The 25753-nt window shown below is 73.9% G+C and carries 18 protein-coding genes; 7 read left to right on the top strand and 11 right to left on the bottom strand.

What is annotated here, in order from left to right; genetic code table 11:
* Positions 1-338: 338 nt before the first annotated feature.
* The 4 genes from ACIO5E_RS39180 to ACIO5E_RS39165 form a co-directional block, all read right to left on the bottom strand.
* Positions 339-2423 (bottom strand): trehalose-6-phosphate synthase, encoded by a 2085-nt coding sequence (locus ACIO5E_RS39180; RefSeq protein WP_400677385.1) that lies wholly within the window; start codon positions 2421-2423, stop codon positions 339-341.
* 152 nt (positions 2424-2575) lie between these two features.
* Complete coding sequence (locus ACIO5E_RS39175; RefSeq protein ID WP_400677382.1) at positions 2576-5425, bottom strand: BTAD domain-containing putative transcriptional regulator; 2850 nt, start codon at positions 5423-5425, stop codon at positions 2576-2578.
* A gap of 38 nt (positions 5426-5463) precedes the next feature.
* A complete protein-coding gene (locus ACIO5E_RS39170) occupies positions 5464-6684 on the bottom strand; it encodes an RNA-guided endonuclease InsQ/TnpB family protein (protein ID WP_400677380.1) in 1221 nt (406 codons plus the stop codon).
* Positions 6685-6917: 233 nt separating this feature from the next.
* Positions 6918-7487, bottom strand: a complete 570-nt coding sequence (locus ACIO5E_RS39165; protein WP_400677377.1) for a TetR/AcrR family transcriptional regulator — start codon at positions 7485-7487, stop codon at positions 6918-6920.
* A 180-nt stretch (positions 7488-7667) separates the two neighbouring features.
* Between ACIO5E_RS39165 and ACIO5E_RS39160 the strand changes: the two genes are divergently transcribed.
* Both ACIO5E_RS39160 and ACIO5E_RS39155 read left to right on the top strand, forming a co-directional pair.
* The gene (locus tag ACIO5E_RS39160; RefSeq protein ID WP_400677375.1) at positions 7668-8825 is read left to right on the top strand and encodes an FAD-dependent oxidoreductase; all 1158 of its coding nucleotides are present in this window, start codon (positions 7668-7670) and stop codon (positions 8823-8825) included.
* A 296-nt stretch (positions 8826-9121) separates the two neighbouring features.
* Positions 9122-10111, top strand: a complete 990-nt coding sequence (locus tag ACIO5E_RS39155; RefSeq protein WP_400677373.1) for a phospholipase — start codon at positions 9122-9124, stop codon at positions 10109-10111.
* A 97-nt stretch (positions 10112-10208) separates the two neighbouring features.
* On the opposite strand, the gene ACIO5E_RS39150 is transcribed toward ACIO5E_RS39155, so the two are convergent.
* Positions 10209-11441, bottom strand: coding sequence for a GNAT family N-acetyltransferase (locus tag ACIO5E_RS39150; RefSeq protein WP_400677370.1), 1233 nt, complete (start codon positions 11439-11441; stop codon positions 10209-10211).
* A 373-nt stretch (positions 11442-11814) separates the two neighbouring features.
* A complete protein-coding gene (locus ACIO5E_RS39145) occupies positions 11815-13329 on the bottom strand; it encodes an AfsR/SARP family transcriptional regulator (protein WP_400677368.1) in 1515 nt (504 codons plus the stop codon).
* Positions 13330-13851: 522 nt separating this feature from the next.
* Between ACIO5E_RS39145 and ACIO5E_RS39140 the strand changes: the two genes are divergently transcribed.
* Both ACIO5E_RS39140 and ACIO5E_RS39135 read left to right on the top strand, forming a co-directional pair.
* A complete protein-coding gene (locus ACIO5E_RS39140; protein ID WP_400677366.1) occupies positions 13852-14349 on the top strand; it encodes a hypothetical protein in 498 nt (165 codons plus the stop codon).
* 725 nt (positions 14350-15074) lie between these two features.
* Positions 15075-16244: a hypothetical protein gene (locus ACIO5E_RS39135; RefSeq protein WP_400677364.1), complete on the top strand. Its 1170-nt coding sequence runs from the start codon at positions 15075-15077 to the stop codon at positions 16242-16244.
* 54 nt (positions 16245-16298) lie between these two features.
* On the opposite strand, the gene ACIO5E_RS39130 is transcribed toward ACIO5E_RS39135, so the two are convergent.
* Both ACIO5E_RS39130 and ACIO5E_RS39125 read right to left on the bottom strand, forming a co-directional pair.
* Entirely contained in the window at positions 16299-17675 is a 1377-nt protein-coding gene (locus tag ACIO5E_RS39130; protein WP_400677361.1) for an ATP-binding protein, read from the bottom strand.
* Positions 17672-18358, bottom strand: coding sequence for a response regulator transcription factor (locus ACIO5E_RS39125; RefSeq protein ID WP_400677359.1), 687 nt, complete (start codon positions 18356-18358; stop codon positions 17672-17674). The genes ACIO5E_RS39130 and ACIO5E_RS39125 overlap by 4 nt, the downstream gene beginning before the upstream one ends.
* A gap of 63 nt (positions 18359-18421) precedes the next feature.
* Here ACIO5E_RS39125 and ACIO5E_RS39120 point away from each other — a divergent pair, with 63 nt between their 5' ends.
* Positions 18422-19636: a UDP-N-acetylglucosamine--N-acetylmuramyl-(pentapeptide) pyrophosphoryl-undecaprenol N-acetylglucosamine transferase gene (locus ACIO5E_RS39120; protein ID WP_400677357.1), complete on the top strand. Its 1215-nt coding sequence runs from the start codon at positions 18422-18424 to the stop codon at positions 19634-19636.
* Positions 19637-19662: 26 nt separating this feature from the next.
* Positions 19663-20700 (top strand): SDR family NAD(P)-dependent oxidoreductase, encoded by a 1038-nt coding sequence (locus ACIO5E_RS39115; protein WP_400677354.1) that lies wholly within the window; start codon positions 19663-19665, stop codon positions 20698-20700.
* A gap of 43 nt (positions 20701-20743) precedes the next feature.
* On the opposite strand, the gene ACIO5E_RS39110 is transcribed toward ACIO5E_RS39115, so the two are convergent.
* On the bottom strand, positions 20744-21955 hold the full coding sequence (locus ACIO5E_RS39110) for a Dyp-type peroxidase (protein ID WP_400677351.1): 1212 nt from the start codon (positions 21953-21955) through the stop codon (positions 20744-20746).
* A gap of 97 nt (positions 21956-22052) precedes the next feature.
* Here ACIO5E_RS39110 and ACIO5E_RS39105 point away from each other — a divergent pair, with 97 nt between their 5' ends.
* Positions 22053-23360 (top strand): right-handed parallel beta-helix repeat-containing protein, encoded by a 1308-nt coding sequence (locus ACIO5E_RS39105; protein WP_400677350.1) that lies wholly within the window; start codon positions 22053-22055, stop codon positions 23358-23360.
* A 141-nt stretch (positions 23361-23501) separates the two neighbouring features.
* On the opposite strand, the gene ACIO5E_RS39100 is transcribed toward ACIO5E_RS39105, so the two are convergent.
* Together ACIO5E_RS39100 and ACIO5E_RS39095 are read right to left on the bottom strand one after the other, a co-directional pair.
* Positions 23502-24296 carry a hypothetical protein gene (locus ACIO5E_RS39100; RefSeq protein WP_400677348.1) on the bottom strand — a complete coding sequence of 265 codons (795 nt, stop codon included), beginning with the start codon at positions 24294-24296 and terminating at the stop codon, positions 23502-23504.
* 125 nt (positions 24297-24421) lie between these two features.
* On the bottom strand, positions 24422-25753 hold a 1332-nt coding region (locus ACIO5E_RS39095), incomplete at its 5' end, for an SdrD B-like domain-containing protein (RefSeq protein WP_400677345.1).

The following is a 25753-nucleotide window of genomic DNA, read 5'->3' as shown; positions in this document are numbered from 1 at the left end:
ACGGCGAGTGGAGGTAGGGGCGCGGACCGGCCCGTCACCCGCTGCCGCAGGCGGTGGCGCCGAGGCCGACGGTGCGGGCCGGCGCGCTGAAGGTGATGCGGTGCTTCATGGTCTCCGCTTGCACAGGTCGAGGTCGGTGGCGTCACGGGGGGCGAGGCTTCCGCGATGCCGCCGCACCCCCCGGCAGTACTGTCACCGATCGCGATTGACATTCGATCAACGCCCGATCGCAGCCGTTCGAACCGCGTCCGCCCAGCTCACGGCCGTACCGCCGACCGGCACCGGACCGCCCGGACTCACCACGCCGCGATCGCTCCCCGACTCATCACTCGGGACCCTCAGGCCCCGATGGCCCGGACGATCCGGGCGGCCCAGTCGGCGGGGCTCTCACGGCCGAGGAGGGCGGAGAGGCGGCGCAGGTGGGCGCGGCGCTCGGCGGGGGTGAGGGCCAGGGCGCGGGCCAGGGTCGCGGTGAGGTCGTCGGCGGAGTGCGGGTCGGTGAGCAGGGCCGCGCTGCCGAGTTCGGTGGCGGCGCCGGCGTGGTGGGAGAGGACGAGCACACCGGCGCGGGGCACCGCCGCCCCGGGGACGGCTGACTCGGCGGCTGCCTGGACGGCGGCCTGGGCTGCGATGAACTCCTTCGCCGTGAGGTTCATCCCGTCCTGGAGGGACGTCACCCAGAGCACGTCGGCGGCCAGGTACTGGTCGATCACCTCGGTGGGCGGCAGGCTGCGCGGCAGGTACTCGATCGGCCGCCACCTCCCCTCGCACCACAGGTCATTGATCTCGTCGATGCGCTGTTCGAGGAGTCGACGGGTGGTGTCGTGGGCGGTGATGCCGGGCTCGGGCGGCGGGCAGACCAGACGGAAGCGCAACCGCCCGCGCAGGTCGGGGCGTTCGGCGAGCAGCCGGGCGATCGCCTCGACCTTCTGGACGGGCGCCTTGGCGTAGTCGAGGCGTTCGACCGAGAGCACCAACCGGCCCTCGCCCGAGGGGCGGTAGGGCGCGCGGCGGCGGGCGAGCGCCTCGATGGCGGGACGGTCGATGCCGAGCGGGTGGATGCCCAGGCGCGGCAGCCGGGACCGGTCGGCCAGGGTCCGCCGGAAGTACTCGGCGAAGGTGGCGGTGTGGAACCCGGCCCAGTCCAGGCAGGCCAGCGAGGAGCGGAGTTCGCACGCGGTGGGCAGCGCGGCGAAGACCTCCGGCGGCGGGAACGGGGTGTGGTGGAACAGCCCGATGCGCAGGTCCGGGCGGCGGGCGCGGAGCAGGCCCGGCACCAGCCACAGGTTGTAGTCGTGCAGCCAGACGGTGGCCCCGGGCGCGGCCTGCGCGCCGATGTGCTCGGCGAAGCGCGCGTTCACCGTCCGGTAGTCGGCCCAGTCGGCGGGGTCGAAGCCCAGCCGCTCCGGTTCCGACATCAGCACCGGCCAGAGCGTCTGCTTGCAGGCCCGGTGGAAGTAGCCCGCCCACTCGGCGCCGTCGAGCGGCAGCAGCGAGAGGGGCGGCCCCGGGCGGGGCTCGGGGGCGGGGCCCCCGACGGCGGCGGCGACCCAGACGCCCGGCAGCCCGCTGCCGAAGAGGCTGTTCAGGGTGGGCAGGATGCCGTTGGGGCTGGACGGCGGCCGCCAGCCCTCGGGGGTCCAGGTCCCCGGTGGACGGTGGTAGCCGACCACCAGCGGGTGGCCACGCTCCGCGCGGTCGAAGTCCGGTGCCACCCAGCCGAGTTCCTGGAGTGCCGCGAGGATCCCGGCCGCGCCGGGGCGTCCGGGCCGGCACACCGACGGGCTCTCGGGAACCGCCGCCAGCAGGGCGGGCTCGGCCTCCCCGACGATGACGCCGTACGCGCCGAGCCGGTAGAGCGACAGGTCGTTGAGCGAGTCTCCGGCGACCAGGACCGAGTCCATCGACCAGCCCAGCTTCTCGGCCAGGGCCCGCAGCGCACCGCCCTTGCCGCCCCCCGGCGGCAGGACGTCGAAGTAGCGGTCGGCCGAGTAGAGCCAGTCGCAGCCGAGGGAGCGGACGGTTTCGGCGAGCTCCTCGGTGAGCCCGTCCGGCGCCAGGTGGTACGAGCAACGGCCGTCCTGGGCAACGCCGTTCTGGTAGACGAGCGCCGGGAAGCCGCCGAGCGCCGCGCGGACCCGCTCCGGACCGGGCCAGCCGGCGCGCAACTGCTCCTGCAGCGGGGCCACCGGCGCGAAGTCCTCGCCGTCCACGACGGTGGCGCCGACATCGGCGATGATCCAGCGGGGTCTGGGCACGAGCGGATCCCGTAGGACCTCACGGACCGACGGCACGCCCCGGCCGGTGGCGAAGACCACGGTCACCTCGGGATGGCGGACCAGCGCGGTGTACAGCCGGCGCCGGTCGGCCACCTCCCCGCCCAGGAGCGTCCCGTCCAGATCGGTGACCAGAATCCTCGACATCTGCCGGACGTTAACACGGCCCGACAACGGAGTGAAGTGCCCCTGTCGCACAGGGCGATGCCATCACCCCAGGATCCAACGGTCCGTCATATATCTTCACCAGTCGGCGTTTCGACCCAGCGCCGCCGATCGAAGCCCGCTCGGCCACGTCATCAGCAGCGGCCGGGCGGGGCCTGGCTCGCTCCGGACGGTCCGACATGCGACTCGGCAGCAGCGGAGGCCATCGCGGCGGCGGAGGCGGCGGAAGCCGACAGGGCGTGCAGGGCCGCACGGGCCGCCGACTCGCCCTCCCCGTACTGGTGGGCCCGGGCGGTCCGGACGGCGGCGCCGAGGTGGAGCGCGGCTTCCTCCGGGCGGCCGATCGCGGCGAGGGCGCGGCCGTAGAGGGTCTCCAGGACCACCTGGCGGGCGACGGGGAACGGGGGCTGCGCGAGGGCCAGACCGCAGGCCGCGTGGTGGGCGGCCTCCTCGGGGTCGCCGGCCGCCAGGCAGTCGTCGGCCAGGTGCTGGCGGGCGAGGGCGGCGAGTTCGGCGCGGTCCGCCTGCGTGGCCAGCGCGAGGGCCGTGGTCAGCAGGTCGCGCACCCGCGCGCGCCGGCCGTACCGGGCGAGCGCGACGGCCAGGTTGACCAGCGCGACGGCCTGCGCGGTGCCGTCCCCGGCCAGGGCGGCCAGGCCCGGGGCCTGCTCCAGGTGGGCGAGGGCCTCCTCGTGCCGCTCCTCCTCCAGCAGGACCCACCCCAGGAGCGCCCGTGCGCGGGACTGCGCGCCGGGGTCCAGGTCGGCCTCGGCGGCGGCCAGGCCGTGTTCGAGCAGCGGCACCCATCCGTCCCGGGCCTGCCACACGATCAGGGGCCACTGGAGGAGGACCAGGCGCCAGGCCCGGTCGTGGAGCCCGGCCGCGACCGCCGCCGCGACCGCGCCGCGCAGGGTGTCCCGTTCGGCGGCGTACCAGGCGAGCGCGCTCGCGCGGTCCGGGAAGGGCCGCACCTCGGCGCGGCGCCGGGTGCCGGGCGGGAGGGCGCAGCACGGCTCGCTGCCCGGCTCGGCGGCGGCGCTCGCGGCGAGGAGGGTGTGCAGCAGGTGGTCGAGGAGCCGTGGCAGCACGTCGGCGTCGGCGTCGCCCGGCATGCTCCGGGCGTAGAGCCGGACCAGGTCGTGCAGGGTGTAGGCGTCCTGGTCGATCTCGACGAGCAGGTGGGCGGTGGCCAGTTGGTCCAGGGCCCCGGCGGCCTGGTCGAGCCGGCAATCGGCGAGTGCGGCGGCCGTACGGCTGTCGAGGGTGGCGCCGGTGTGCGCTCCGAGCCGGTGGAACATCCGGCGGGCCGGCTCGGACAGGTGCTGCACGGTGAGGGCGAGGGCGGCGGCGAGGCTGGTGTCCTCCACCTCCAGGAGGCCCAGCCTGCGCTGTTCGTCCGCCAGTTCGTCGGCGAGGGCGGCCAGGCCGCGGGCCGGGCAGGTGGCGATCCGGGCCGCCGCGAGGCGCAGCGCGAGCGGCAGGCCGTCGCACAGGCCCGCCAGGCGGGCGGCGGCCTCGGGTTCGGCCGACACCAGGTCCGTGCCCAGGGTGGCGGCGAGCAGGGTGACGGACTGCGGGGGCGACAGCTCGCTGAGCGAGACGGGGCGGGCGGCGTCCGAGGCGACCAGGCCGCCGAGCCGGTCGCGGCTGGTCACCACCGTGACGCAGCCCTCCCCGTCGGGCAGGAGCGGGCGGACCTGCTCGGAGCGGCGCGCGTTGTCCAGGACGATCAGCATCCGGCGGTCCGTGGTCAGTTCCCGGTATCGGGCCGCCATGGCCTCGGCGGAACCGGGCATCTGCTCGGCCGGCAGGCCGAGGGCGAGCAGCAGTTCGCGCAGCACGGCGGCGGTGGAGCGCTCGGGCAGGGGGCTGTGGCCGCAGAGGTCGACGAACAGTCGGCCGTCGGGGAAGTCCGCCTGCCGGTGGTGGGCCCAGTACACGGCGAGGGTGGTCTTCCCGACCCCGGCGCCGCCGGTGACGACGGCGATCGCGCCGGGGGCGCCGGTGGCCCGGTCGAGCGCGGCCAGTTCGTCCTGCCGGCCGGAGAAGCCCCGGGGGCGCCGGGGGAAGGTCCAGGCGGCGGAGCGGGGCGGCGTCGGCCCGGGTGCGGGTGCGGGGGCCGGCGGGGGCGGACCGTCGACGGGCAGGTCCGGTGCCGGCGGGGCCCCGGGGTACGGGCCGGGGGCCGGCCGGTCGGCCGGGGCGGTGGCGCGCAGGAGCGCGTCGTAGGCGTCGACGAGTTCGACTCCCGGGTCGATTCCCAGCTGGTCGGCCAGGGCCCGGCGGGTGCGGTGGAACCAGCCCAGCGCCTCCGACCGCCTTCCCGCCCGGCCGAGCGCCAGCATCAGCGCCGCGACCAGCGACTCCCGGAGCGGGTTCATCGCGACCTCGGTGCGCAGCACGCCCGCCGCCGCGCCGTGGTCGCCGAGCCGGCCGTGGGCGCGCGCCAGTTCCTCCACGGCGACGAGCCGCAGCTCCTCCAGGCCCTGCGCGGCGCACTGCAGCGGCAGGCTGGCGGTCGTGCCGGCGAGCGCGGGGCCCCGCCACAGGGCGAGCGCCTCCTGCAGCGCGGCCACCGAGTCGCCGGCGGCGCGCAGTGACCGGGCGGACTGGAGCAGGTGCTCGAACCGGCCGGTGTCCACCGCCAGTTCGGGCACCCGCAGGAGGTAGGCGCCGCCGTCGGTGACGAGTTCGACGCCGACGGCGGGCGCACCGTGCGCGGCGAGCAGCGCGCGCAGACCCGACACGTGGTTCTGGATGACGGTCCGCGCGTGCCGGGGCGGCTCCTCGTCCCACACGGCCTCGGTGAGCCGGTCGACGGTGACGGGTGCGCCGGGATTCAGCAGCAGCATGGCCAGCAGGCTCCGGCGCTTGACCGACCCGACGGGGAGCTCCCGGCCGTCCGCGGCCACTGCGGCCACCGAGCCCAGCAGTCGGAAGTCCACGCGCACCCCCATCGTGCACCACATCAGAGTGACAAGCATTTGACTTCCTCCCCCGGCTGAAGACCGGGGGATTCCCCTCAGCCTCGCGGCTGAGCCGCTGCGCGTGTGCGCTGCGGTGGGACGACTTCCTGCTTCGCCGACGACTGCCCGCCCGGAGTGCTCCGTTGAGGTCTTACACCGTCTCCACAGGCTGCATCCGCCAGTCCGGCGGCCAGGATGTCGCGCGCCGCGTTCACGTCCCGGTCGTGCCGTACGCCGCAGGCGCATTCCCACGCGCGGACGTTCAGGGGCATCCTCGCGGCGATCACGCCGCAGGCCGAGCACAGTTTCGAGCTGGGGAACCACCGGTCGACGGTCACCAGGTCCCGGCCGTACCACTGGGCCTTGTACTCCAGCATGGACCGCATCTCGGTCCAGCTCGCGTCGCTGATGGCGCGGGCGAGCGCGTGGTTCCCCAGCATGTTGCGGACGGTCAGGTCCTCGATCACGACCGTTTGGTTCTCACGGACGAGTCGGGTGGTGAGCTTGTGCAGGAAGTCCCTGCGGCGGTCGGCGATCCGAGCGTGCACCTTCGCGACCTTGAGCCGGGCCCTGGCCCGGTTGTTGGAGCCCTTGGCCTTGCGGGACAGCTCCCGCTGGGCCTTGGCGAGGCGTTCCCGGTCCTTGCGCTCGTGCCGGGGGTTGGTGATCTTCTCCCCGGTGGACAGCGTCACCAGACTGGTGATCCCCGCGTCGATCCCGACCGCCGTGTTCACGGGTGCGGGCATCGTCGGGCGGTCCTCGCACAGCAGCGAGACGAACCAACGCCCGGCGCCGTCCTGCGAGACGGTCACCGTGGACGGCGCCGCGCCCTGCGGCAGCGGCCTGGACCACACAATGTCCAGCGGCTGATCCAGCTTCGCCAGCGTCAGCCGGCCGTCCCGGAACCGGAACGCGGAGCCGGTGTACTCGGCGGACCTGCGGGACTTCTTCCGGGACTTGAACGTCGGGTACTTCGCCCGCTTCTGCCAGAAGTTGGTGAACGCCCCCTGCAGGTGCCGCAGCGCCTGCTGCGACGGAACCGACGACACCTCGGACAGGTAGGACAGTTCCCCGGTCCTCTTCCACGCCGTCAACATCGCGCTGGTGGTGTTGTAGTTGGCCCTCTCCTGACGCAGCGTCCACGCCTCCGTGCGGGCCTGCAACGCCATGTTGTAGACCTTCCGCACACATCCGAAGGTGCGCGACAGCTCAGCCGCCTGCGCATCCGTCGGATAGAAGCGGTACTTGAACGCCCGCTTCACGTGAGTCATGGTCATGACTCGCAACCTAGCGGGGCAATCCGTGAGGGGCCAATCCCGCATGTCACAGCACTGCGGTCCGCCCTGGGGGGCGAAACGCAGCCACCCGACCCGCCACGCGGGCAGTCCATTTCCTCCCCCGGCTGAAGCCGGGGGTATCCATGGAGGTCCATGACGACAGTGGGCGACCTCCCGGTATCAGAGCGTTGGGCACCCCGACCGCGCCGGTCGGCCCGTCTCCGGACGGGCGGTCAGCGGGCCTGCCAGCCGTGTTCCAGGAGGTCGAAGGCGGCGTCGACGGCCCGCCCCGGATCGTCGGCGTGGTCGACGAGGGCCGAGGCTTCGAGTGCGAAGCGTGCGAGCGCGACGCACCGCAGGTCATCGGCGCCACTGTCCTCGGCGATGGCGTGGGCGAGAGCGCCCTGGTGGCGGATCCACATGCGGCGGGAGTACTCGCTCAAGGCGGGCGTGTTCCGCACGAGTTCGACCAGGGGCGCGAACCGGGGATCGGAGTTCCGCTCCCCGATGCGCGTCCGCTTGACGTGCGCGCACAGGGCCTGCGGGACGGACTGTCCGGGTGCGCGGTCGCGTACGGCGGCGACGAGGCGGGCCTCCTGGTCGGCCTCCTCGTCGAAGACCAGGGCCTCCTTGCCGGGGAAGTGCTTCAGCAGGGTCGTGGTCGACACGTCGGCCGCTTCGGCGATGTCCCGGAGCGTCACCTGGTCGTAGCCGTGCTCCAGGAACAGGTTCAGGGCCGCGTCCGCCAGGGACTGGCGGGTGGCGGCCTTCTTCCGCTCACGGCGGCCGATGGGTGCAGTCATGATTGGATCATACCCTGAATTACATGGGACAATAAGTTGTGTCGTTGCACTTTTTTACCGAGTGTGCTTTCGTCATCGTGGCGGCCGGTCCGGCGATGATCCCGGTCGGCGCCCGCCCCTGCCGCCGCCCACCCCGCCACACCTCCGATCACCGGACCACCGAGACCACCGGAGCACCTCGTGAGTACCGACACCCCCCGTATCGCGATCATCGGCGCCGGACCCGGCGGCCTGACCTGCGCCCGCATCCTCCAGCGCCGCGGCATCGAGGTCACCGTCTACGACCTGGACGCCTCCCGCACCGCCCGCGACCAGGGCGGCACCCTCGACATGCACCCCGAATCGGGCCAACACGCCCTGCGCGAGGCCGACTTGTGGGAGGAATTCGAGCGGCTGGCCCGGCCCGAGGGCCAGCAGCTGCGCCTGGTCGGCCGCGACGGCCGCGTCGTTTTCGACTCCGTCCCGCCGCAGGGCGCCGGCGCGGACGGCAATCCCGAGATCGACCGCGGCCACCTGCGCGGCATCCTGCTGGACTCCCTCGCCCCCGACACCGTCCGGTGGGGCCACAAGCTGGAGCAGGCCGAGCCGCTCGGCGGCGGCACCCACCGCCTGCACTTCACGAACGGCACCACCGGCACCACCGTCGAGACCGACCTGGTGGTCGGCGCCGACGGCGCCTGGTCCCGCGTACGGCCCCTGCTGTCCGACGCCGTGCCCCGCTACACCGGCGTCACGTTCGTCGAGACCGGCCTCGACGAGGCGGACACCCGCCACCCCCGACTCGCCGCCCTCACCGGCAACGGCACCATGATGGCCCTCGACGACAACCGGGGCTTCATCGCCCAGCGCAACAGCAACGGCCACATCCGCAGCTATCTGGGCCTGCGCACCGACGAGCACTGGCACCGGCAGGCCGGCCTCGACCTCACCGACACCGCCGCCGTACGGGAGGCCCTGCTCCACGAGTTCACCGGCTGGAGCGACAGCCTGACCGGCTTCATCACCGCCACCGACACCGGCTACACCAACCGCCCGCTCTACGCCCTGCCCCTCCCCCACACCTGGCCGCACACCCCCGGCGTCACCCTCCTCGGCGACGCCGCCCACCTCATGTCCCCCTTCTCCGGCATGGGCGCCAACCTCGCCATGCTCGACGGCGCCGACCTCGCCCGCTCCCTCGCCGACCGGCCCACCGTCGACGACGCCATCACCGCCTACGAGAACGTCCTGCTGCCCCGCTCCGCCGAGGCCGCCGAAGGGGCCGCCGAAGGACTCGCCAGCGCCTTCGCCCCCGACTCCGCCGCACAGGCCCTCGCCCACATGACCGGACACCACTGACACCGGTACTCGGAACCGGGCCCACCGAACCGGTGACCGCCCCCGGCTCGGGCGACGCCGAGCGCGGCGCGCACTCCCGGGTCGCTGCGATCATCTCGACCCCTCGCGGCACCGGCGATCGCAGACGAAGGGATTTGCGCCGTTTCCCCGGCGTTCATCACAGCGCGATGGCAGGATGAAGTGGCCATGACCAGGGCCGAGTTGGGGTCGCCGCGGTCGGGGGACGAGCGGCGCATCCGGACGGCGGCGGCATCGGCGCGACGACTTCAGGGCACCGACATGAAGGAGTACCTTTCTTGACCACTCACCTCAGGCATCGCACCGGCCCGCGGAAGGTGCTGGCGCTGCTGGCGGCACTGTGCGGGATCGTCGGCCTCACCGCGCTCGGCACGACCCCGGCGGCGGCCGCCGACCAGCGCCACGCGGTCTACGCCATCGCGCACCGGGTGGACACCCTGGACGGCGTGGACGCCGCGCTCGGCCACGGCGCCAACGGCATCGAGATCGACGTCTGTGCCTGGTGGAACCCGAACGAATGGCGCGCCTACCACGACTGTTCCTCGGCCGGTGAGAACCGGCTGGGTCCCAGCTTCGACAGCATGATCGACCGCATCCTCTCCAACGCCAACGCCGGACGCCGGCTGTCGCTGGTCTGGCTGGACATCAAGGACCCGAACTACTGCGGGGAGCAGCCGAACCGCACGTGCAGTGTCGCCGGGCTGCGGGACAAGGCGCAGCGGCTGACGGCGGCCGGGATCCAGGTGCTCTACGGCTTCTTCGAGTACCACGGCGGGAGCACCCCGGACGTCGGCGGCCGGGGTTGGCAGAGCCTGGAGGGCAAGCTCGGCCCACTGGAGGGCATCACGTCGACCGGGACCCGCGATCAGGTCCAGGGCGCCTTCAACCGGTCCGGTTCCGGGTTCCCGGCCGGTCACCGGGCGATGGACTACGGCGACTCCGACATCACCAAGGGGTTCGGCAACTGCACGGAGGCCACCTACAACACGTGCGCGGAGCTGAAGAAGGGGGCCGGGGACCGTGCCGCCGGACGGCTCGCGGCCACGCTGTCCTGGACGACCACCTACAACGACCCGTGGTACGTCGACAAGCTGCTGGGCGATGCGGGTGTGGACGGCATCATCGCGGGCTACGGCGCCTTCACCGGAGTGCGCGAGTACGACAACAGCTGGCAGTGCGCCAACGCGATCAACCTCGTCCGTGACTGGGTGAACCACCACAGCGGCACCCACCGCATGGCCACCGGCGGCGACCGCCTGTTCCGGTAGCGGACAGCCCCGGGCCGTCGGCCGGAATCCCGGCCGACGGCCCTTCCGCAGCAGGCGCCGGCCCGGACGGACCCGGACGCACGAGGCGGGCGCGCGGTCAGAACCAGTGCAGGCAGTGCGGGGCGCGCTCGGCGCGGAAGAGGGCGTCGGCGAGGGCGGCCGCGCCCGGACGGTGGGCCCGGACGTGTCCGGCGCGCACGAGCGTGCTCGGGGCGGTGCCGCCGAGGTAGACCGAGCCCAGGTCGCTCACGTCCAGGGACAGGTCCGGTTCCCGGTCCGTCGGGACGCAGTCGGCCTTGCCGTCCCGGACGGTCAGCAGGTAGCGGCCGTGCTCGCCGAGGAACGGGTCGTCGACGTCGAGGACGAGCTCGCCGTCCGTGAACCAGCCGCGCGCGGTCAGCGCACGCGGGACGTCCAGCAGCCGCACCCAGAGCCAGTCGGTGTGGTTGCTCAGCTGGCCGGCGTTGAAGTCCGCGAGCTGCCAGCGCAGCGGGTGGTCGGGCGGGAAGTGCTTGAAGACGACCTGGGAGACCAGGTCGTGGCCGAGCACGAACCGGGCCAGGGCCGTGGAGACGGCGTCGTCGGTGGCGATGCTCTCGTCGACCGTCAGGGTGTCGGACTCGCCGAGCGAGTAGCTGGCGTACCCGTCCGGGACGCCGTCGGCGTCGCGGTGGACGGCGACGTAGCGCGGCGCCCGGGAGACCGGGGGCCGGCCCGCGCCCGAGGCCCACCAGCGGTGCGGCCGGGAGAGCGCGCCGGGCTGGGCGCGGCGGTACCGGTCGTAGACCTCTTCCAGGATCCCGCCGCACTCGGCACGCCGCAGCAGCTCGACCGAGCCGGTGTCCGAGCCGGCCGCCGCGGCGTCGGCCGTTCCGCCCGCCCGGGGGCGGGCGAGGGCGGCCCGGTGGCGCGGCACCGTCAGCCGCTGCGTGTAGGTCGCCGGTCCGTAGCCGAACCTGCGGTAGATCACGGCCTCGGAGGCCAGCAGTACGGAGAGGAACTCCCCGCCGGCCCGCACCTCGGTGAGCTGATGACGCATCATCGCCGTGAGCACACCCTGGCGTCGGTGCGTGGGCAGGACGCCGACGTTGGTCACCCCGGGGGCCGGGACGAGGACCCCACCGGGCAGGGTGAGCTCGAAGGAGTACGCGGCGGCGGTGCCGACGGGCCGCCCGTCCGCCGTCACGGCGAGCAGGCCGCGGTCCAGTTCGAGCGCCGACCAGAAGACACCGGCGCCCTCGGCCGGGGTTTCCGGGAAGCGCCCGAAGGCGGCATGGAGCGTGTCGACGAAGACGTCGAGGTCCTTGTCGGTCGTGGAACGGATCTCCATCGCTGCCGCTGCCCCCCCTGGATACCGGCACCACGACTCGTGGTGTCCGCCACAGTCCAGCGTCGACCCGTGGCCAGGTCAAGCGAATTACGGCCGGTCCGGGCGCTCTGCCAGCGCGCTGTGCGTGCTCTGCCAGCGAGGGGCCGGAGGCTGAGTGCGCCCAGGTCACCCGCTCACCAGAAGGAACGGATCCATGTCGCCGAACACCCCTGTCTCCTCGGACACCTCTTCGCCCTCCCGGGCGGCGTGGTCGCGTCGCCTGCGGCTGGCGCCGGCCGTGCTGACGGCGTCGGCCCTGACCGTGGGGTTGGCCGCCGGCCCGGCCTTCCCGGCGGCCCCACCCACCGGCCCCGCAGCCCCGGCCACGTCCGCTTCACCCCTGGGTGGGGCCGCCGCCCAGCGGTCTCAACTGACGATCGACCGCCGCCTCCAGCGAGCCGTCCGCCGCGGCGAAGCCGGGAGAGACGGCGGCGGCCCGGTCGTGGAACAGCCGGACCGCCGCACAGGCTCGCGCCTGCTGGTCCGTCGAGCCCGGTTCGGGCAGTTCCAGCGGGAGCACCGGGTGCAGGGTCTCGCCGTCGATCCGCAGCGGCTCCCGGCTGGTGGCCAGCACGCGCAGCCGAGGGCACCGGCCGAGCAGCGTCTCGGCCAGCGTCGCCGCCGCCTCGATCACGTGTTCGCAGTTGTCCAGCACCAGCACCAGGTCGTCGCCCGCCAGCACCTCGGTCAGACGATCCAGGACCTCCTCGGCGGCCCCCGGAGAGCCGGGCCGGCGGCCCGGTACCGCGGCGCCCTCGAGCGCGGCGTCCTTGAGCACCGCGGCCTCGCGCGCCCGAAGGGCGTCGAGCACCGCGCGGGGCACGTCCGCCGGGCCGGCCGGGGCCAGGGCGACGAACCACACCCCGCCGGGGGGCGTGAGCCGACGGCCGCCGGTGGTGGCCAGCCGGGTCTTGCCGGCCCCGCCGGGCCCGACCAGGGTGACCAGCCGGGCCCGGCCGAGCAGCCCGACCACCCGGCGGACGTCGTCCTCGCGGCCCACGAAGCTGGTCAGCGGCGCGTCCAGGTTGCCGAACAGCGACGATCGGCGGGGCTCGGGCGGCTGCTGACCGGGCGACGGCTGCCGGGCGGGCCGCGGCCGGTGGTCGGGCGGCGCCGGCAGCTCGCCGCGCAGTACCGCGAGATGCGCCGCCTGCACCTGCGGTCCCGGGTCGCTCCCGAAGGTGTCGGCCAGCCGGCCGCGCAGCGTCTGGTAGGCGGCCAGCGCCTCCGCGCCCCGGCCACCGGCGGCCAGCGCCCGGATCAGCTGGGCGTGCAGCCGCTCGTGCAGCTGGTGCTCCGCCGTCAGCGCTTCGAGCTCGACGATCAGCTCGGGTCCGGCGCCCGACGCGAGGTCGGCCTCGATCCGGTCCTCCAGGACGACCAACCGCGCCCGCTCCAGCCTCCGGGCCTCGGCATCGGCGAACGGCGCCTCGCGGACGTCCGCCAGCGCGGGGCCGCGCCACAGGCCCAGGGCCTCCCGCAACGCGGCGGCGGCCTCGACGGGCCGCCCCTGCGCGGACAAGTCCCGTCCGGAGTGCGCCAGTTGCTCGAACCGTACGGCGTCCACCGCACCGGCCTCGACGGTCAACCGGTACCCGGCCGGGCCGAAGGTGAGCAGCGCGGGGTCGCCCAGCACACCCCGCAGCCGGGACACCAGCGACTGCAGCGCGTTCGCCTGGTCGGCCGGCGGCGCCTCGGCCCACAGCGCCTCGACCAGCGCCGACGGCCGGACGGCACGCCCGGCGTCCAACGCCAACCGGGCCAGCAACGCCCTCAGCCGCGCGCCACCGATCGGTATCGGGCCCGCTCCGGCGTCCACTACCAGGGGTCCGAGCAGGCCGACACGCACTCGCCCACTATCCCAGGCCCGCCGGCTCGGCCGTCAAGCCACCGGGGCCACACCCCTGCCCCGGCCCCCGAGCCTCGCGCGGAGGCTCCGCGGCCGCTCACCACTGCGGGCATCCCGTTACCCGCCCCCACCGGACTCCGCCCCGACGCTCGAGGCCGGTGGCCTCTCGGCCGGGCGCCGGACGGCCGGCCCACCGGCCCGCGGGGCCCGAACACGGCCTCGGCATCACCGACCGTCAGCCGACCCGTGACTCCGCCTCACCCACGGCGCCGGGCAGCTCCGACGTCAAAGGGGTGAGCGGGAGTCAGGTAATCACACTAATGGACCCACCCCCCATCAACTTGCCTCTACAGAAAGCACTTTGACGGGACGCTCAGCCGGCCTCGGGGGCGACACGCCGACCGGCGCACCCCGTTCGCCGCCATTTCGATATGCCCGAAATGACAGCTATGGGGGCATTCAGTACGTTCAATCTCGGGTCGGCTGCCCAGCCGACATCGTCTGAGAGCGAAAGAAGCTTCCATGAAGACCAACCGCTTTGCCGCCACCACCGCCGCCCTCGGAGTCGCGGCCCTGGCCGTCACCGGTGTCACGTACGCGTCGGCCGCCTCCGAGCCGATGGCTCCGCAGGCTTCGGCGCGGCAGGTGGCTGCTCCGGCCGAGCTGCCCGCCGACGGCGGCGCCGCCGGCGGGAAGGGCAACGAGAAGGGCAACAACGAGGGGCACCACGAGAAGCGCCACGAGGAGGGCCGCATCCACATCAACGAGCGGACCTACTCCGCGCACTCGGGCGGCTGCATCACCGTGATCAGCGGCCTGGGCGCCAAGACCCTGAACATCCGCAACGACAGCCACAAGACCGTCGAGGTGTTCCGCGGTGCGGTCTGCGACAACGGCGCCCCCATCGCCACCGTCGGGCCGCACAGCACCAGCGACGGCGTGAAGATCCACCACACCAAGGGCATCCGGGTCGAGGACGGCATCGTGGGCAGCTTCCGCGTGGTCGAGCACCGCGCCTGACACGGAGCCCCGAGGAGTCAGCTCGGGGCTCCGGTCCGGCCCCCCGCCACCGGGGTGCACCGCACCCCGAGGCGGGACGCCCTCCCGACCAGTATCCGATGGACCCACACGATGCGCAGACCCTGCCAGGGCTCCGGTCACCGGGCCCTGGCAGGTCGTTTTCCCACAGGCCCGCAGCTCGCGCTCCCGGAGCGACTGCGGGCCCGATGCGTACGATCCGCCGCAAGGCCGGTGCAGCACCGGACATCCGCCCGCCACGGGCCGCTCCCCCCGCGCCGCCGGACGCCCACCGGAACAGGCGTGCGACAGGTGCCCCGAGCCGGCGACGGAATTGGGCCAAGCGGGTGAAAGGGGCGCGGCTGCGGTGTGAGGAGGCGGCCACGCCGCCCACCCGGAACACCCTCGCGCTGCCACCGAAGCCCCCCGCCTGGACCGGACGTTTGTTCTACCGCGCCGGAGATCCCGGCCTGGGCTCTCCGGCAAGACGTCGGACGAGCCCCCCACGCATCGACGGCCACCACACGCCCCGTCCACCCCCTCGCGCCCCTCCCCCACGGGGACAACCGCAGGCCCCGGCCGCCACCGGCCGCGGAACGCCCGCGCGCCGGACCGGGCACCAGACGCCGGGACCGACCCCGACAGCGGACGGACGGTCAGCACCTGGCGATACGTCAGAATTGCTTCGCGCCACGTGGCGTACCGGCCCGATCCGAAGGAACGGCTTCATGACCCGCTACAGCGTCGACCCCGTCCGGCACGAGCTGATCGCCGCCTGGGGCACCGGCGAAGGCGACCTCTCCACCAGCATCGCCACCCTCCCCGTCGGGACCGGCACCACCGCGTTCCTGCGCCTGGCCGCCACGCTGACCCAGCTGTCCGAAGCGGCCTGGCACACCTACACCCATCCGGCCGGCGCCGCCGGCTCCCTGGAACCCGGCACCGAGGGATGGCGGCGCGAACGGGAACGCGGGGCCTTCGCCGAGGTCGCCGCCGCCATCGCCCGACCGAACCTCCCCCAGGGCGGGATGCTGGCCGTCTCCTACAGCCCCGTCGTCGAGTCCGCGAACCGGGTCGGCCGCGCCCTGGCCGCCCTGGCCGACAAGCGGCTGACCGAGACCGTCCTCGCCGAGGCCGCCACCGAACTCGCCGCCGTCGAGAACGCCGAACTCGGCGACCTGACCGCCCGCGCCCAGCAGGCCGTCCTCCTCAGCCGCGAGGATGCCTCCCCCGCCCAGGTCGCCTCCGCCAACCTGCTGTTCGAGCAGGACCCGTTCGGCCCCGCCCAGCTGTTCTCCGACATCGACCCCACCGCCGCCGCCGTCGCCGCGGCCCACTGGCTCACCGCCGCGGCCGAGGTCGCCTCCCAGGCCTCCGGACACGACCGGGCCACCGTCGTCCTCGAAGCCGACACCATCGAGGCCCTCGCCCACGAAACCCCCACCCTCGTCCTCGAACTCATCGACGCCGGCGCCTCCCCGTACGACGCCGTCACCGCCCTCGTCCGACACGCCCTGCACGTCGCCGACGGCCTGCTGCCCGACCCGACGGCCCTCCGCGACCAGATCGACGACTTCGAGGAAGCCCTCGCCGAATACCCGGACGAGGACGAGGACGGGGAGCTCGACGCGGAGGACACCGGCCTGCGCCTGACCCCCCTCGACCCGAAACGGCCCGCCCGCGACCTCCTCGAAGACCTCCTCGCCGGCATCCACGGCTGCTGGCTCCTCCACGACGAGTACGCCGACACCGACCACGACGGGGACGAGGCACCGCAGACCCCGACCGACGCGGGCGACGAGGAGGCCGCCGAGGAACTGCACCAACAACGCAGCCGCGGACAGTTCGCCACCCGCGTCCGCGCCATCGCCACGCGTGACCGCGACCGGCTGATCTGACCGGCTCTCGAACCGGGCGGGGCACGGACGTCAGCGCTCCTCCCGGTCCCGGGTTCAGGCCGGCAGCCGCAGGCGGAACAGCGCGCCGCCGCCGGGGGCGGCCTCGGCGGTGAGCGTGGCGCCGTGCGCCTGGGCGATCTGGCGCGCCATCGCGAGCCCGAGGCCCGAGCCGGGCAGCGCCCGTGCGGCCGAGGCCCGGTAGAAGCGGTCGAAGACGTACGGCAGGTCCTCGGGCGCGATGCCGGGGCCGTGGTCGCGGACGGTCAGTTCCAGCCCGGCGGTGAGCCGGACCTCGACGGTGGCACCCGGCGGGCTGAACTTGGCCGCGTTGTCGAGCAGGTTGGTGACCAGCCGGGACAGGCGGGCCGGCACGCCGGGGACGGTGCGCTCCGCGGCGTCGTTCTCCAGGGCGAAGGCGATCGTCGGCCAGTGGTCGCGCGCGGTGTCGACGCAGTGCCCGACGAGCCGGCCGACCCCGACCTGTTCGAGCAGCGGCTGCGGCTCCTCGTCGCGGGCCAGCTCGATGAGGTCGTTCACCAGGCCGGTGACCTCGCGCAGCTGGCGGCGCAGCGCGGCCGCCGCCCGCTCTCGCTGACTGTCCGTCAATCGATCGGCACGCGACAGGAGTTCGGCGTTGGTGCGGAGCGCGGTCAGCGGGGTGCGCAGTTCGTGCGAGGCGTCGGCGACGAGCCTGCGCCGGGCGGTCACGGACTGTTCCAGCTCACCCAGCATGGTGTTGAAGCTGCCCGCCAGCCTGGTCAGCTCGTCCTCCCGGCGCCCGGGCGGCAGCTCGATCCGCAGGCTCGCGTCCCGGGTGTCGGCGATCCGCTCGGCGGTGCGGGTCAGCCGGGTGACCGGGGCGAGGCCGGTACGGGCCACCGTGCGCCCGAGCGCGGCGGCCAGCAGCACGCCCGCCGCCGCGACGGCCGCCATCAGCGCGCCGGCCTGCCGCACCCCCTCCCGGACGCTGTCGGCGCGCAGCGCGACCTGGACGGCCTGCCGGGCGCCGGGCGGCGCCGCGATCATCGGGGTGGTGAGCATCCGGGCCGGGTGGCCGCCGATGGTGAGGTCGGTGAAGTAGCCGGCCCGCTTCCGGTCCGCGACCTGGCGGGTGGCCGGGGTGACGGGCAGCAGGTACGGCTCGTTCGGCGCCTTGCCGGGGTCGGCGGAGACGATCTGCGCGCAGGCCGGGGCGGCCAGGTAGTTGCACTCGCCATAGACGACCTGCGGCCCCTCGTCGCGGTGCTGCTGCTGGACCAGGGTGGCCTGCTGGGTGAGGTGCTGGTCCAGCTGGTGGTTGAGCTCGTAGCGGACGATGCTGAACGCGGCCGCGCTGATCCCGAGCGCGACCACGGCGACCGCGGCCGTGCAGGCGAGCGCCAGTCTGGTGCGCAGCGGGCGCCGGCGCCGCCAGCGGGCGTGCGCCCTCACCCCCGGTCCAGGCGGTAACCGACCCCGTGCACGGTGTGCACCAGCCGCGGTTCGCCGTCGGCCTCCAGCTTGCGGCGCAGGTAACCGACGTACACCGCGAGCGAGTTGGAGTCGGGACCGAAGTCGGCGCCCCACACCCGCTCCATGATCACCTCGCGCGGGAGCACCTGGCCGGGATGGCGTAGCAGCACCTCCAGCAGCGCGAACTCGGTGCGCGAGAACTCCACCGGCCGCCCGGCCCGGGTGCCGGTCCGGGTGGCCGGGTCGACCTCCAGGTCGGCGAAGCGGTAGCCGGTCTCCTCGGCCGCCGGGGCGCTGCGCCGCAGCAGGGCACGCAGCCGGGCGGTCAGCTCGTCCAGTGCGAACGGCTTCACCAGGTAGTCGTCGGCGCCCGCGTCGAGGCCGTCGACGCGGTCGGTCACCGAGTCGCGGGCGGTCAGCACCAGGATCGGGACCCGGTCGCCCAGGGCCCGCAGCCGGCGGCAGACCGCCAGTCCGTCGAGGACGGGCATGAGCAGGTCGAGCACCATCGCGTCGGGCTGCCAGCCGGCCACCTCGCTCAGTGCCGCCAGCCCGTCGGCCGCGCCGCGCACCTGGTACCCCTCGACGGCCAGACCGTCCTCGACGGCGGCACGCACCTCCGGATCGTCGTCGACGACCAGCACCCTCTGCCCGTTACTCATACGGACAACCCTCTCAAAACGACTCTGAGAAGTCTCTTAGACGGCCTCGGCAGGCTCGACGGCATGCGGACAGAACACGGCAACCACGGCAACCACGATCCCGACCGCCCCCTGTCGGTGGTGATCGGCGCCGGCGGCACCGGCGGACACATCTACCCGGGCCTCGCGCTGGCCGAGGCACTGCGCCGGGCCGACCCCCGGGCCGTGATCTCCTTCGTGGGCACCGAACGCGGCCTGGAGACCACCCTGATCCCGGAGGCCGGCTACCGGCTGCACACCGTCGACATGATCCCCTTCGACGCCTCCCTCGGCCCGCGCCGCTACCTGCTGCCCGCGGCGCTGCTGCGCTCCGGCGGGCAGTGCCGGGAGATCCTGCGGGCCCAGGGCGCGCAGGTGGCGGTCGGCATGGGCGGCTACCCGAGCGCACCGGCGATCGTCGGCGCCCGGCTGGCCGGGCTGCCGAGCGTGGTGCACGAGTCGAACGCGGTGCCCGGGCGGGCCAACCGCTTCGCCGCCCGGCTCACCCCGCACATCGCGCTCGCCTTCGACCGCACCCGCGAGCACCTGCCCGCCGGCCGGTCGGCGCAGACCGTCGGGATGCCGCTGGTCGGCGCCGTGGCCCGGCTCGACCGGGCCGCGCTGCGCGCCGAGGCCCGCCGGCAGCTCGAAGTCCCGGAGGGCGCCCGGCTGCTGGTCTTCAACGGCGGCAGCCTCGGCGCCGCCCGGCTCACCGCGGCCGCCGTCGAACTGGCCGCACGCTGGCGGCACCGCACCGACCGGCAGCTGCTGATCAAGACCGGCCCGGCCGCACTGGAGGAGGTCCGCGCCGCACTGGCCGGCCACCCGACGGCGCGCGCCGTCTCCTACCTGGACCGGATGGACCTGGTCTACGCGGCGGCCGACCTGATGGTGTGCCGGGCCGGCGCGGCCACCGTCGCCGAACTCTCCAGCGTACGGATGCCCGCCGTGCTGGTGCCCTACCCGCACGCGCCGCACGACCACCAGACCCACAACGCGCGCGTCCTCTCCGACACCGGCGCCGGTCTGCTGTTGCCGGACGGCGAGTGCACCGGCGAGCGGCTGGCCGCACTGGTGGAACCCCTGCTCGCCGACCCGGCCCGGCTGGCCGCGATGGCCCGGGCGGCCGAGCCGGGCGACCACGCACGCGCCGCCGACCTGCTGGCCGCCAAGGTGCTCCGCGTCATCGGCCGGGCTCAGGCGCCCGAGCCGCCCGCCGTCACCTCCCCCGCCCCCGCCCTCGCCCCCTTCGACCGCTGACCACCGACTCCCCCACGGAGGACCTCATGACCGACCCGAACATCCTCTCCGCCCCGACCACCCCCGCCCCGAACCAGGACTGGACCGGCCGAACCGTCCTGGTCACCGGCGCCGAGGGCTTCATCGGCAGCACCCTGGTCGACCTGCTGGTGGCCCGCGGCGCCCGCGTCCGGGCCCTGGTGCACTACAAGCCGTACGCCGAGCGCGGCTACCTGGCCCACTACCTCACCGACCCCGACGGCCCCGTGGAGATGCTCGCCGGCGACGTCCGGGACGCCGGCCGGGTCCTGGACGCCGTCGCCGGCTGCGACACCGTCTTCCACCTCGCCGCGCTGATCGGCATCCCCTACAGCTACCAGGCCCCCGAGGCCTACGTGCAGACCAACGTCGCGGGCACCCAGAACGTCGCCGCCGCCTGCCTGCGCCACGGCGCCCGCCTGGTGCACACCTCCACCAGCGAGGTGTACGGGACGGCGATCACCGCGCCGATCGACGAACGGCACCCGCTCCAGCCGCAGTCCCCGTACTCCGCCTCGAAGATCGGCGCGGACATGCTGGCGCTCTCCTACTGGCACGCCTTCGAGCTGCCGGTCTCGGTGGTCCGCCCGTTCAACACCTACGGCCCGCGCCAGTCGGCCCGCGCCGTGATCCCCACCGTGCTCGCCCAACTCCACTCCGGGGCCTCGGAGATCAGGCTCGGCTCGACGACCCCCACCCGGGACTTCACCTACGCGACCGACACCGCGGAAGGCTTCCTGGCCATCGCCCGCGCCGACCGCACGCTCGGCGAGGTCGTCAACCTCGGCACCGGCACCGAGGTGTCGATCGGCGACCTGGCCAAGGCCCTGATCGTCGCCTCCGGCCGGGACGCCGAGATCGTGGTCGACCCGACCCGGCTGCGCCCCGGCGGCAGCGAGGTCGAGCGCCTCCTCTCCGACAACCGCAAGGCCCGCGACCTGGCCGGCTGGCAGCCGCAGGTGGGCCTGGACGAGGGCCTGCGCCGCACCTCCGACTGGATCGCCGCCCACCTGCACCTCTTCGCCCCGGACCGCTACCAGGTCTGACGCCCCCGGTGCGGAACGCCGGGCCGCACCGCGGGGCGGGGCTTCACGTCCAGAGCTGTTCGCCGAGCGTCCCGCCCGGTGCGGCGCCGGGGAGCACGTAGGCCACGGCTGACGCCTGGTGCTCGATGAACGGGGCCAGCGCGTCGCGTTCGGTCAGGCGGTTCTGGACGCGGGTGAACAGGGCGGGGTCGCGCATGAAGGCGCAGAACAGCAGGCCGCGGTCGTTCAGGCCGTCGTCGTAGCTGTAGCTGCGGCGGAGCATTCGGGCGCCGCCGTCGAGGCGGGGGCTGCTGAGCCGGACGTGGGAGGTCGCGGGGATGATGTAGGAGCCGTCCGGGTGTTTGGCGTAGATGTCCGGGTCGTCGTGCTCGGCCGTGCCGGTGAGCGGGACGCCGTCGCCGGCACGGCGGCCGATCACCAGGTTCTGCCGGTCCTCGGGGAGTGCCGCGAAGCCGCCGGTGTCCATGCGGATTCTGCGGTAGACCAGGATGGTCCCGTTCTCGTGCGGCCCCGGCGGGCCCCAGACCCACTGCTGGGCGGCCGCGTCGTCGGGGTTGGCGGTGCCGTCCTTGAACCCGAAAAGGTTTCGCGGCGTGACGCCCGGGAGTGCGTGGGGCAGGAAGCCGGACTGGGTCCAGCGGGGGACGATGCCGGCGGCCTTCGCGGCGGTGGTGGCCAGTTCGGCGACGACGGTCAGCGTCCAGCGGTCGGCGGCGCACAGGTGGACCAGCAGATCGCCGTTGCTGCGGGTCGGGTCGAGGCGATCGCCGGAGTACGGCGGCAGGTCGGCCAGTTCGGCGGGCACGTTCAGGCCGAGCCGGGAGGCGAGTTGGGGGCCCACGCCGACCAGGGAGGCGAGCCGGGTCGGGGCGCCGGTCCGCAGCCGCGAGTCGGGCAGCGTGCCGGCGGCCGCGGTGGAGAGCGTTCGGGTCAGCGCGTCGAGGACGGCGCGCAGGGCCTCCCGGTCCGCGGCGGCGGTGGTCGGCGGGAGGTCGAAGGACAGCAGCTGCGCGGAGGGCAGTTGAGGCTCCGTCACACCGGCCTGTCGGGGCCCGTGGAAGGGGATCGACGACACGGGCGGCGGCGCGCCGGCGGGCGAACCGCGGTCCGGTGCGAGGATGGTGCTCGTCACCGCCTCCGCCGCCGCGCCGATCCCGGCGGCCAGTACCGCTCCGGCCGCGAGCACGGCCCTGCGTCCCAAACCGGTCGCGGCGGGTCGGGCCGGCTCCTGCGGATTTCCCGGTTCGGTATGCATGGCCGATATTGGAGACGATAGAACACCTGTCATGCAAATCCCCTCTCCTCACGGTCTGTTACCTCATCGGGCCGCCCGGTCCGGAGCGTTCCGGGCGATGGTGCCGCGATACCTGTCGGTGCTGGTCGCCCTGGTCGCGGTGGCGGCCACGGGTTGTTCGTCGACGGATTCGAAGCCGTCCGGCAAACGGCATCCGGCCGGGAGCGTCATTCGGGTACCGGAGGACTTCCACACGGTGCAGGAGGCGGTGGACATCGCCCGCGAGGGTGACACCGTGCTGATCCAACCCGGTGTGTACCGCGAGAGCGTGCGGGTCACCGTGCCACGGGTGGTGGTGCGCGGCACGGACCGGAACGCGGTGGTCCTGGACGGCGGAGTGCGGCTCGTCAACGGCATCACCGTCACCGGCGCCGGCTCGGTGGTGGAGAACCTCACCGTCCGCGGCTACCTCGCCAACGGCGTCCTGTTCACCGGCGTCACCGACGAGCAGCTGCAGCGGCGCGGCGCCGGCGGATCGGCCTACGACCCGCTGGACACCGTCCGCTTCCCGCCGGTGCAGGGCTTCCGGGCCTCCCGGGTGACGGCGTACAACAACGGGCTCTACGGCATCTACGCCTTCGACGCGCGCGGCGGCGTCATCGAGGAGTCCTACGCTTCCGGCGGGGCCGATTCCGGCATCTACGTCGGCCAGTGCAAGCCCTGCGACACGCTGGTGCGCGGCAACACGGTGGAGCGCAACGCGGTCGGCATCGAGATCACCAACGCCTCGGACAACTTGACGGTGCTCGGCAACCGCGTCGTCGGCAATCGCGTCGGCGTGACGGTGAACTCCAACGACCTGGAGGCCCTCGCCCCGCAGCACGGCGCGGTGATCGCCGGCAACGTGATCGCCGGCAACAACGCCGCGGACTCGCCCGAGCAGGCCGACGGCGGCTTCGGCATCGGCGTCGGGATCGGCGGCGGCACCGCGAACCAGGTGCTGCGCAACCTCGTCCGGGACAACCGCGCGGCCGGGGTCATCGTCACGGACCCGCCCGGGCACCCGGCGAGCGGCAATCACGTCGAGGACAACCAGGTCACCGCCAACGGCGCCGACCTCGTGCTGGCCTCGGCCGACCCCACCAACTGCTTCACCGGCAACTCGCCCGCGACGCAGAGCCCGAACGGCCTGGAGGAGCTCGCCGGGTGCGGCGCCACCTCGCGCCAGGCCGTCCCGGCCGGCCGGCCGGCCCCCGTCCAGCCGCCACCCGGCACACCGTTCAGCTCCGTACCCGTGCCGCCCGCCCAACCGTCGATGCCCGACCCGGCGGCACCCGGCCGCCCGGCGACGGACCTGCCCGGACCGGTCGATCCGAACCGCTACCCCCTGCCGACCGACATCGCCGCCATGCCGCAGCCGAGCTGAGCCCGGTCGGCGCGGAGCACCCGGGGCCCCGTCGACGAGGCCTCCCGGCAGTCGGGTTGAAGCATCGGAAGAACTGCTCAACCGGGCGCCGGGGAGCCTCGTCGACGCCGCTTTCGGCACCCGCTACCGGCCGCAGCCGGGTCAGCCGGCGACCCAGGGAGCTTCGGGCAGTTTCGCGCCCTCGTCCCGCCCGGTGATCTCGACGGTCGTCGGCGTGCCCAGGCCGGGCATCCGCATCGTCACCCGCCGCAGACCGCCGTCGCCGTCGATCCAGTAGGTCAGCGGCGACAACTCGCCGTCGGCCCCGGCCCCGTGCGCCGCGTCGCCGGAGCGCGGCCCGGAGAACCGGTCGTAGCTCCGACCGTCGATCCGGTCGCGGCCCAGCCATCGCGGCCCGGACTGGGCGAGCAGCAGCGGGTTGTCGGGCCGGTCCGCGCCGAGTTGGATCAGCAGCCGGAGTCCGGAGTCCAGCGGGTCCGCGGTGTAGGCGCGCGGTGACCAGCCCGAGCGGGGAACGTGCTCGGCCTGCTGCCACGGCGGGCCGCCGGCGCCATCCGCCTTCGGCGCCAGTCCCAGGCCGTCGCCGTCCCAGACGATCAGGCCGTGGTCGAGGTCACCGGCGGCCCCGGTGACCCGGTAGCTGCCCACCGCGCGGTGACTGCGGTAGTCCACGATCCCCTCCACCCGCACCACCACGCCACCGCCCTCGGCGGCGGTGAGGGTCACCCTCGCCGGGCTCGCCTGATACAGGTTCAGGCGCGAGATCGCGATGCGGGACGCTTCGTCAACCGTCACCGCCCGGCTCGTGGTGCCGTCGGAGACGGTCTGGTAGACGGCCAGGCCACCCGCCGCGGTCCCGCACACCGCGACCGCCAGCAGTGTCCTGAACCAGAAGGTCCGATGCGGCGTACGGCCGCCGGTCTTCTTCCGGGCCATGAAGATGCCTTCTCTCACGTCGGTCAAACACTCGGGCGGGTTCGCGGACCCGATGGTCCGCGAACCCGCCCGATCCGCCCTACCGGCAGTCGGCGCGTCGAGCGCCGGCCGCCGTGGCCCGGATGCTACCGGTGTCGGGCCCTACGCCTGCGCACCAGGACGAGCGTCCCACCGAGCGCCGTGAGCGCCACGGCGGCAAGGGCCATCGGTGCGAGCGGGCCCGTACCGGTGTTCGGCAGGTGCGAGCCGGGCGGGGCCTGCGGCGGAGCCGGTACGGTCGGCGCCGCAGGCGTGTCCGGCGGGCTCTGCGGCGTCGGCGTCACGGCCGGCGTCGTCGGTGTGGGGGTGGGGGTGGGAGTGGGAGTGGGCGTCGGGGTCGGCGACGGGGTGGGCAGGAGTCGGTTGACCGCCGTCACCGAGACGCCGTCCGTGAGGTTGTCCGGAGTCAGGACCAGCGGGCCGAACACCGTGGTGTCCGGGGCCGCGTAGCCCGTGGGCGGGCTGACTTCCTGCCAGTAGTACGTCCCCGGCAGCCCCGCACCCTGACACAGGCCGTCGGCCCCGGTCGTACACGGACTCCCCACCGCCGTATCGGGCTTGTCACCGGTGGGCTGCAGCCCGTCGGTGCCGTTCGTCTCGTGCCACAGCTGGAACGTCGCCCCCGCCAGCGGCTTGCCGTCCTGGTCGTGTTTGACCAGGCGCAGTGCGCCTTCCTGTTGGCGGAATCCGAAGTCGTAGGTGTGGTCGTTCTCGCCCGGTCCGCCGGTGGTCAGTGCCCGTTCGGGATACGTCCCGCCGGTGGGGACGGTGCCCTTGGAGTCGATGAAGTGGTTGTCGCCGATGTCGTGTTCGGTGGGCACCCACTGGTACAGCGGCCCGCCCCTGGCGTAGTCGGCCGGGTTGTCGAGCCTGATCGTGTACTTGGTGCGGGGTTTGAGGCCGCCGGTCACGTCGGAGTCGTCGAAGTAGTACTCGCCGCGCACGGTGGTCTTCGTGGTGCCCACCAGCGTGCCCGACTCGTCGTACAGGTTCACGGTCGCACCCGGGACGGGTTTCTGGCCCGGGTTCTGGATGCCCTTGCGTTCGGGGTCGTACCAGACCCGGTTGCCGATCTGCAGCGGCGCCTGGTCACACAGCACCTCCAGATCACCCATCGAGGCACCCTTGCCGAACGGGGCGATCGTCCCCGCCGGGTTGAGCCGCAGACCGAACTTCGGGTCCTGCGTGCCGTCACGCCGCTGGAGGAAGGACGTACCGTAGCCCAGAGCGGTGTGGTTGGGGTCGAACGCCGACGTCGCGACGGTGTTCTCCACCTTGGACAACGCCATCCCCGCGAACGCCGTGTTGCGGTGACCGCCCCACGTGGTGTCGAAGAACCGCGTCCCCCGCGGGGACAGCCCGCACCCGTTGTTGGTGTCCAGCACGAAGACGCCGTTCACCGGGCACGCCTTGTTCAG

This window comes from Kitasatospora sp. NPDC087314 (assembly GCF_044744365.1).
Lineage (GTDB): Bacteria > Actinomycetota > Actinomycetes > Streptomycetales > Streptomycetaceae > Kitasatospora.
Note: the sequence above shows the minus strand (reverse complement) of the source record. Positions and strands in the feature narration are given on the sequence as shown.

Excerpts from the sequence above, each read along its gene's own strand:
- ACIO5E_RS39180 (WP_400677385.1), bottom strand. The coding sequence starts at position 2,423 with ATGTCGAGGATTCTGGTCACCGATCTGGACGGGACGCTCCTGGGCGGG.
- ACIO5E_RS39175 (WP_400677382.1), bottom strand. The coding sequence starts at position 5,425 with ATGCTTGTCACTCTGATGTGGTGCACGATGGGGGTGCGCGTGGACTTC.
- ACIO5E_RS39170 (WP_400677380.1), bottom strand. The coding sequence starts at position 6,684 with ATGACCATGACTCACGTGAAGCGGGCGTTCAAGTACCGCTTCTATCCG.
- ACIO5E_RS39165 (WP_400677377.1), bottom strand. The coding sequence starts at position 7,487 with ATGACTGCACCCATCGGCCGCCGTGAGCGGAAGAAGGCCGCCACCCGC.
- ACIO5E_RS39150 (WP_400677370.1), bottom strand. The coding sequence starts at position 11,441 with ATGGAGATCCGTTCCACGACCGACAAGGACCTCGACGTCTTCGTCGAC.
- ACIO5E_RS39140 (WP_400677366.1), top strand. The coding sequence starts at position 13,852 with ATGAAGACCAACCGCTTTGCCGCCACCACCGCCGCCCTCGGAGTCGCG.
- ACIO5E_RS39135 (WP_400677364.1), top strand. The coding sequence starts at position 15,075 with ATGACCCGCTACAGCGTCGACCCCGTCCGGCACGAGCTGATCGCCGCC.
- ACIO5E_RS39125 (WP_400677359.1), bottom strand. The coding sequence starts at position 18,358 with ATGAGTAACGGGCAGAGGGTGCTGGTCGTCGACGACGATCCGGAGGTG.
- ACIO5E_RS39120 (WP_400677357.1), top strand. The coding sequence starts at position 18,422 with ATGCGGACAGAACACGGCAACCACGGCAACCACGATCCCGACCGCCCC.
- ACIO5E_RS39115 (WP_400677354.1), top strand. The coding sequence starts at position 19,663 with ATGACCGACCCGAACATCCTCTCCGCCCCGACCACCCCCGCCCCGAAC.
- ACIO5E_RS39110 (WP_400677351.1), bottom strand. The coding sequence starts at position 21,955 with ATGCATACCGAACCGGGAAATCCGCAGGAGCCGGCCCGACCCGCCGCG.
- ACIO5E_RS39105 (WP_400677350.1), top strand. The coding sequence starts at position 22,053 with ATGGTGCCGCGATACCTGTCGGTGCTGGTCGCCCTGGTCGCGGTGGCG.
- ACIO5E_RS39100 (WP_400677348.1), bottom strand. The coding sequence starts at position 24,296 with ATGGCCCGGAAGAAGACCGGCGGCCGTACGCCGCATCGGACCTTCTGG.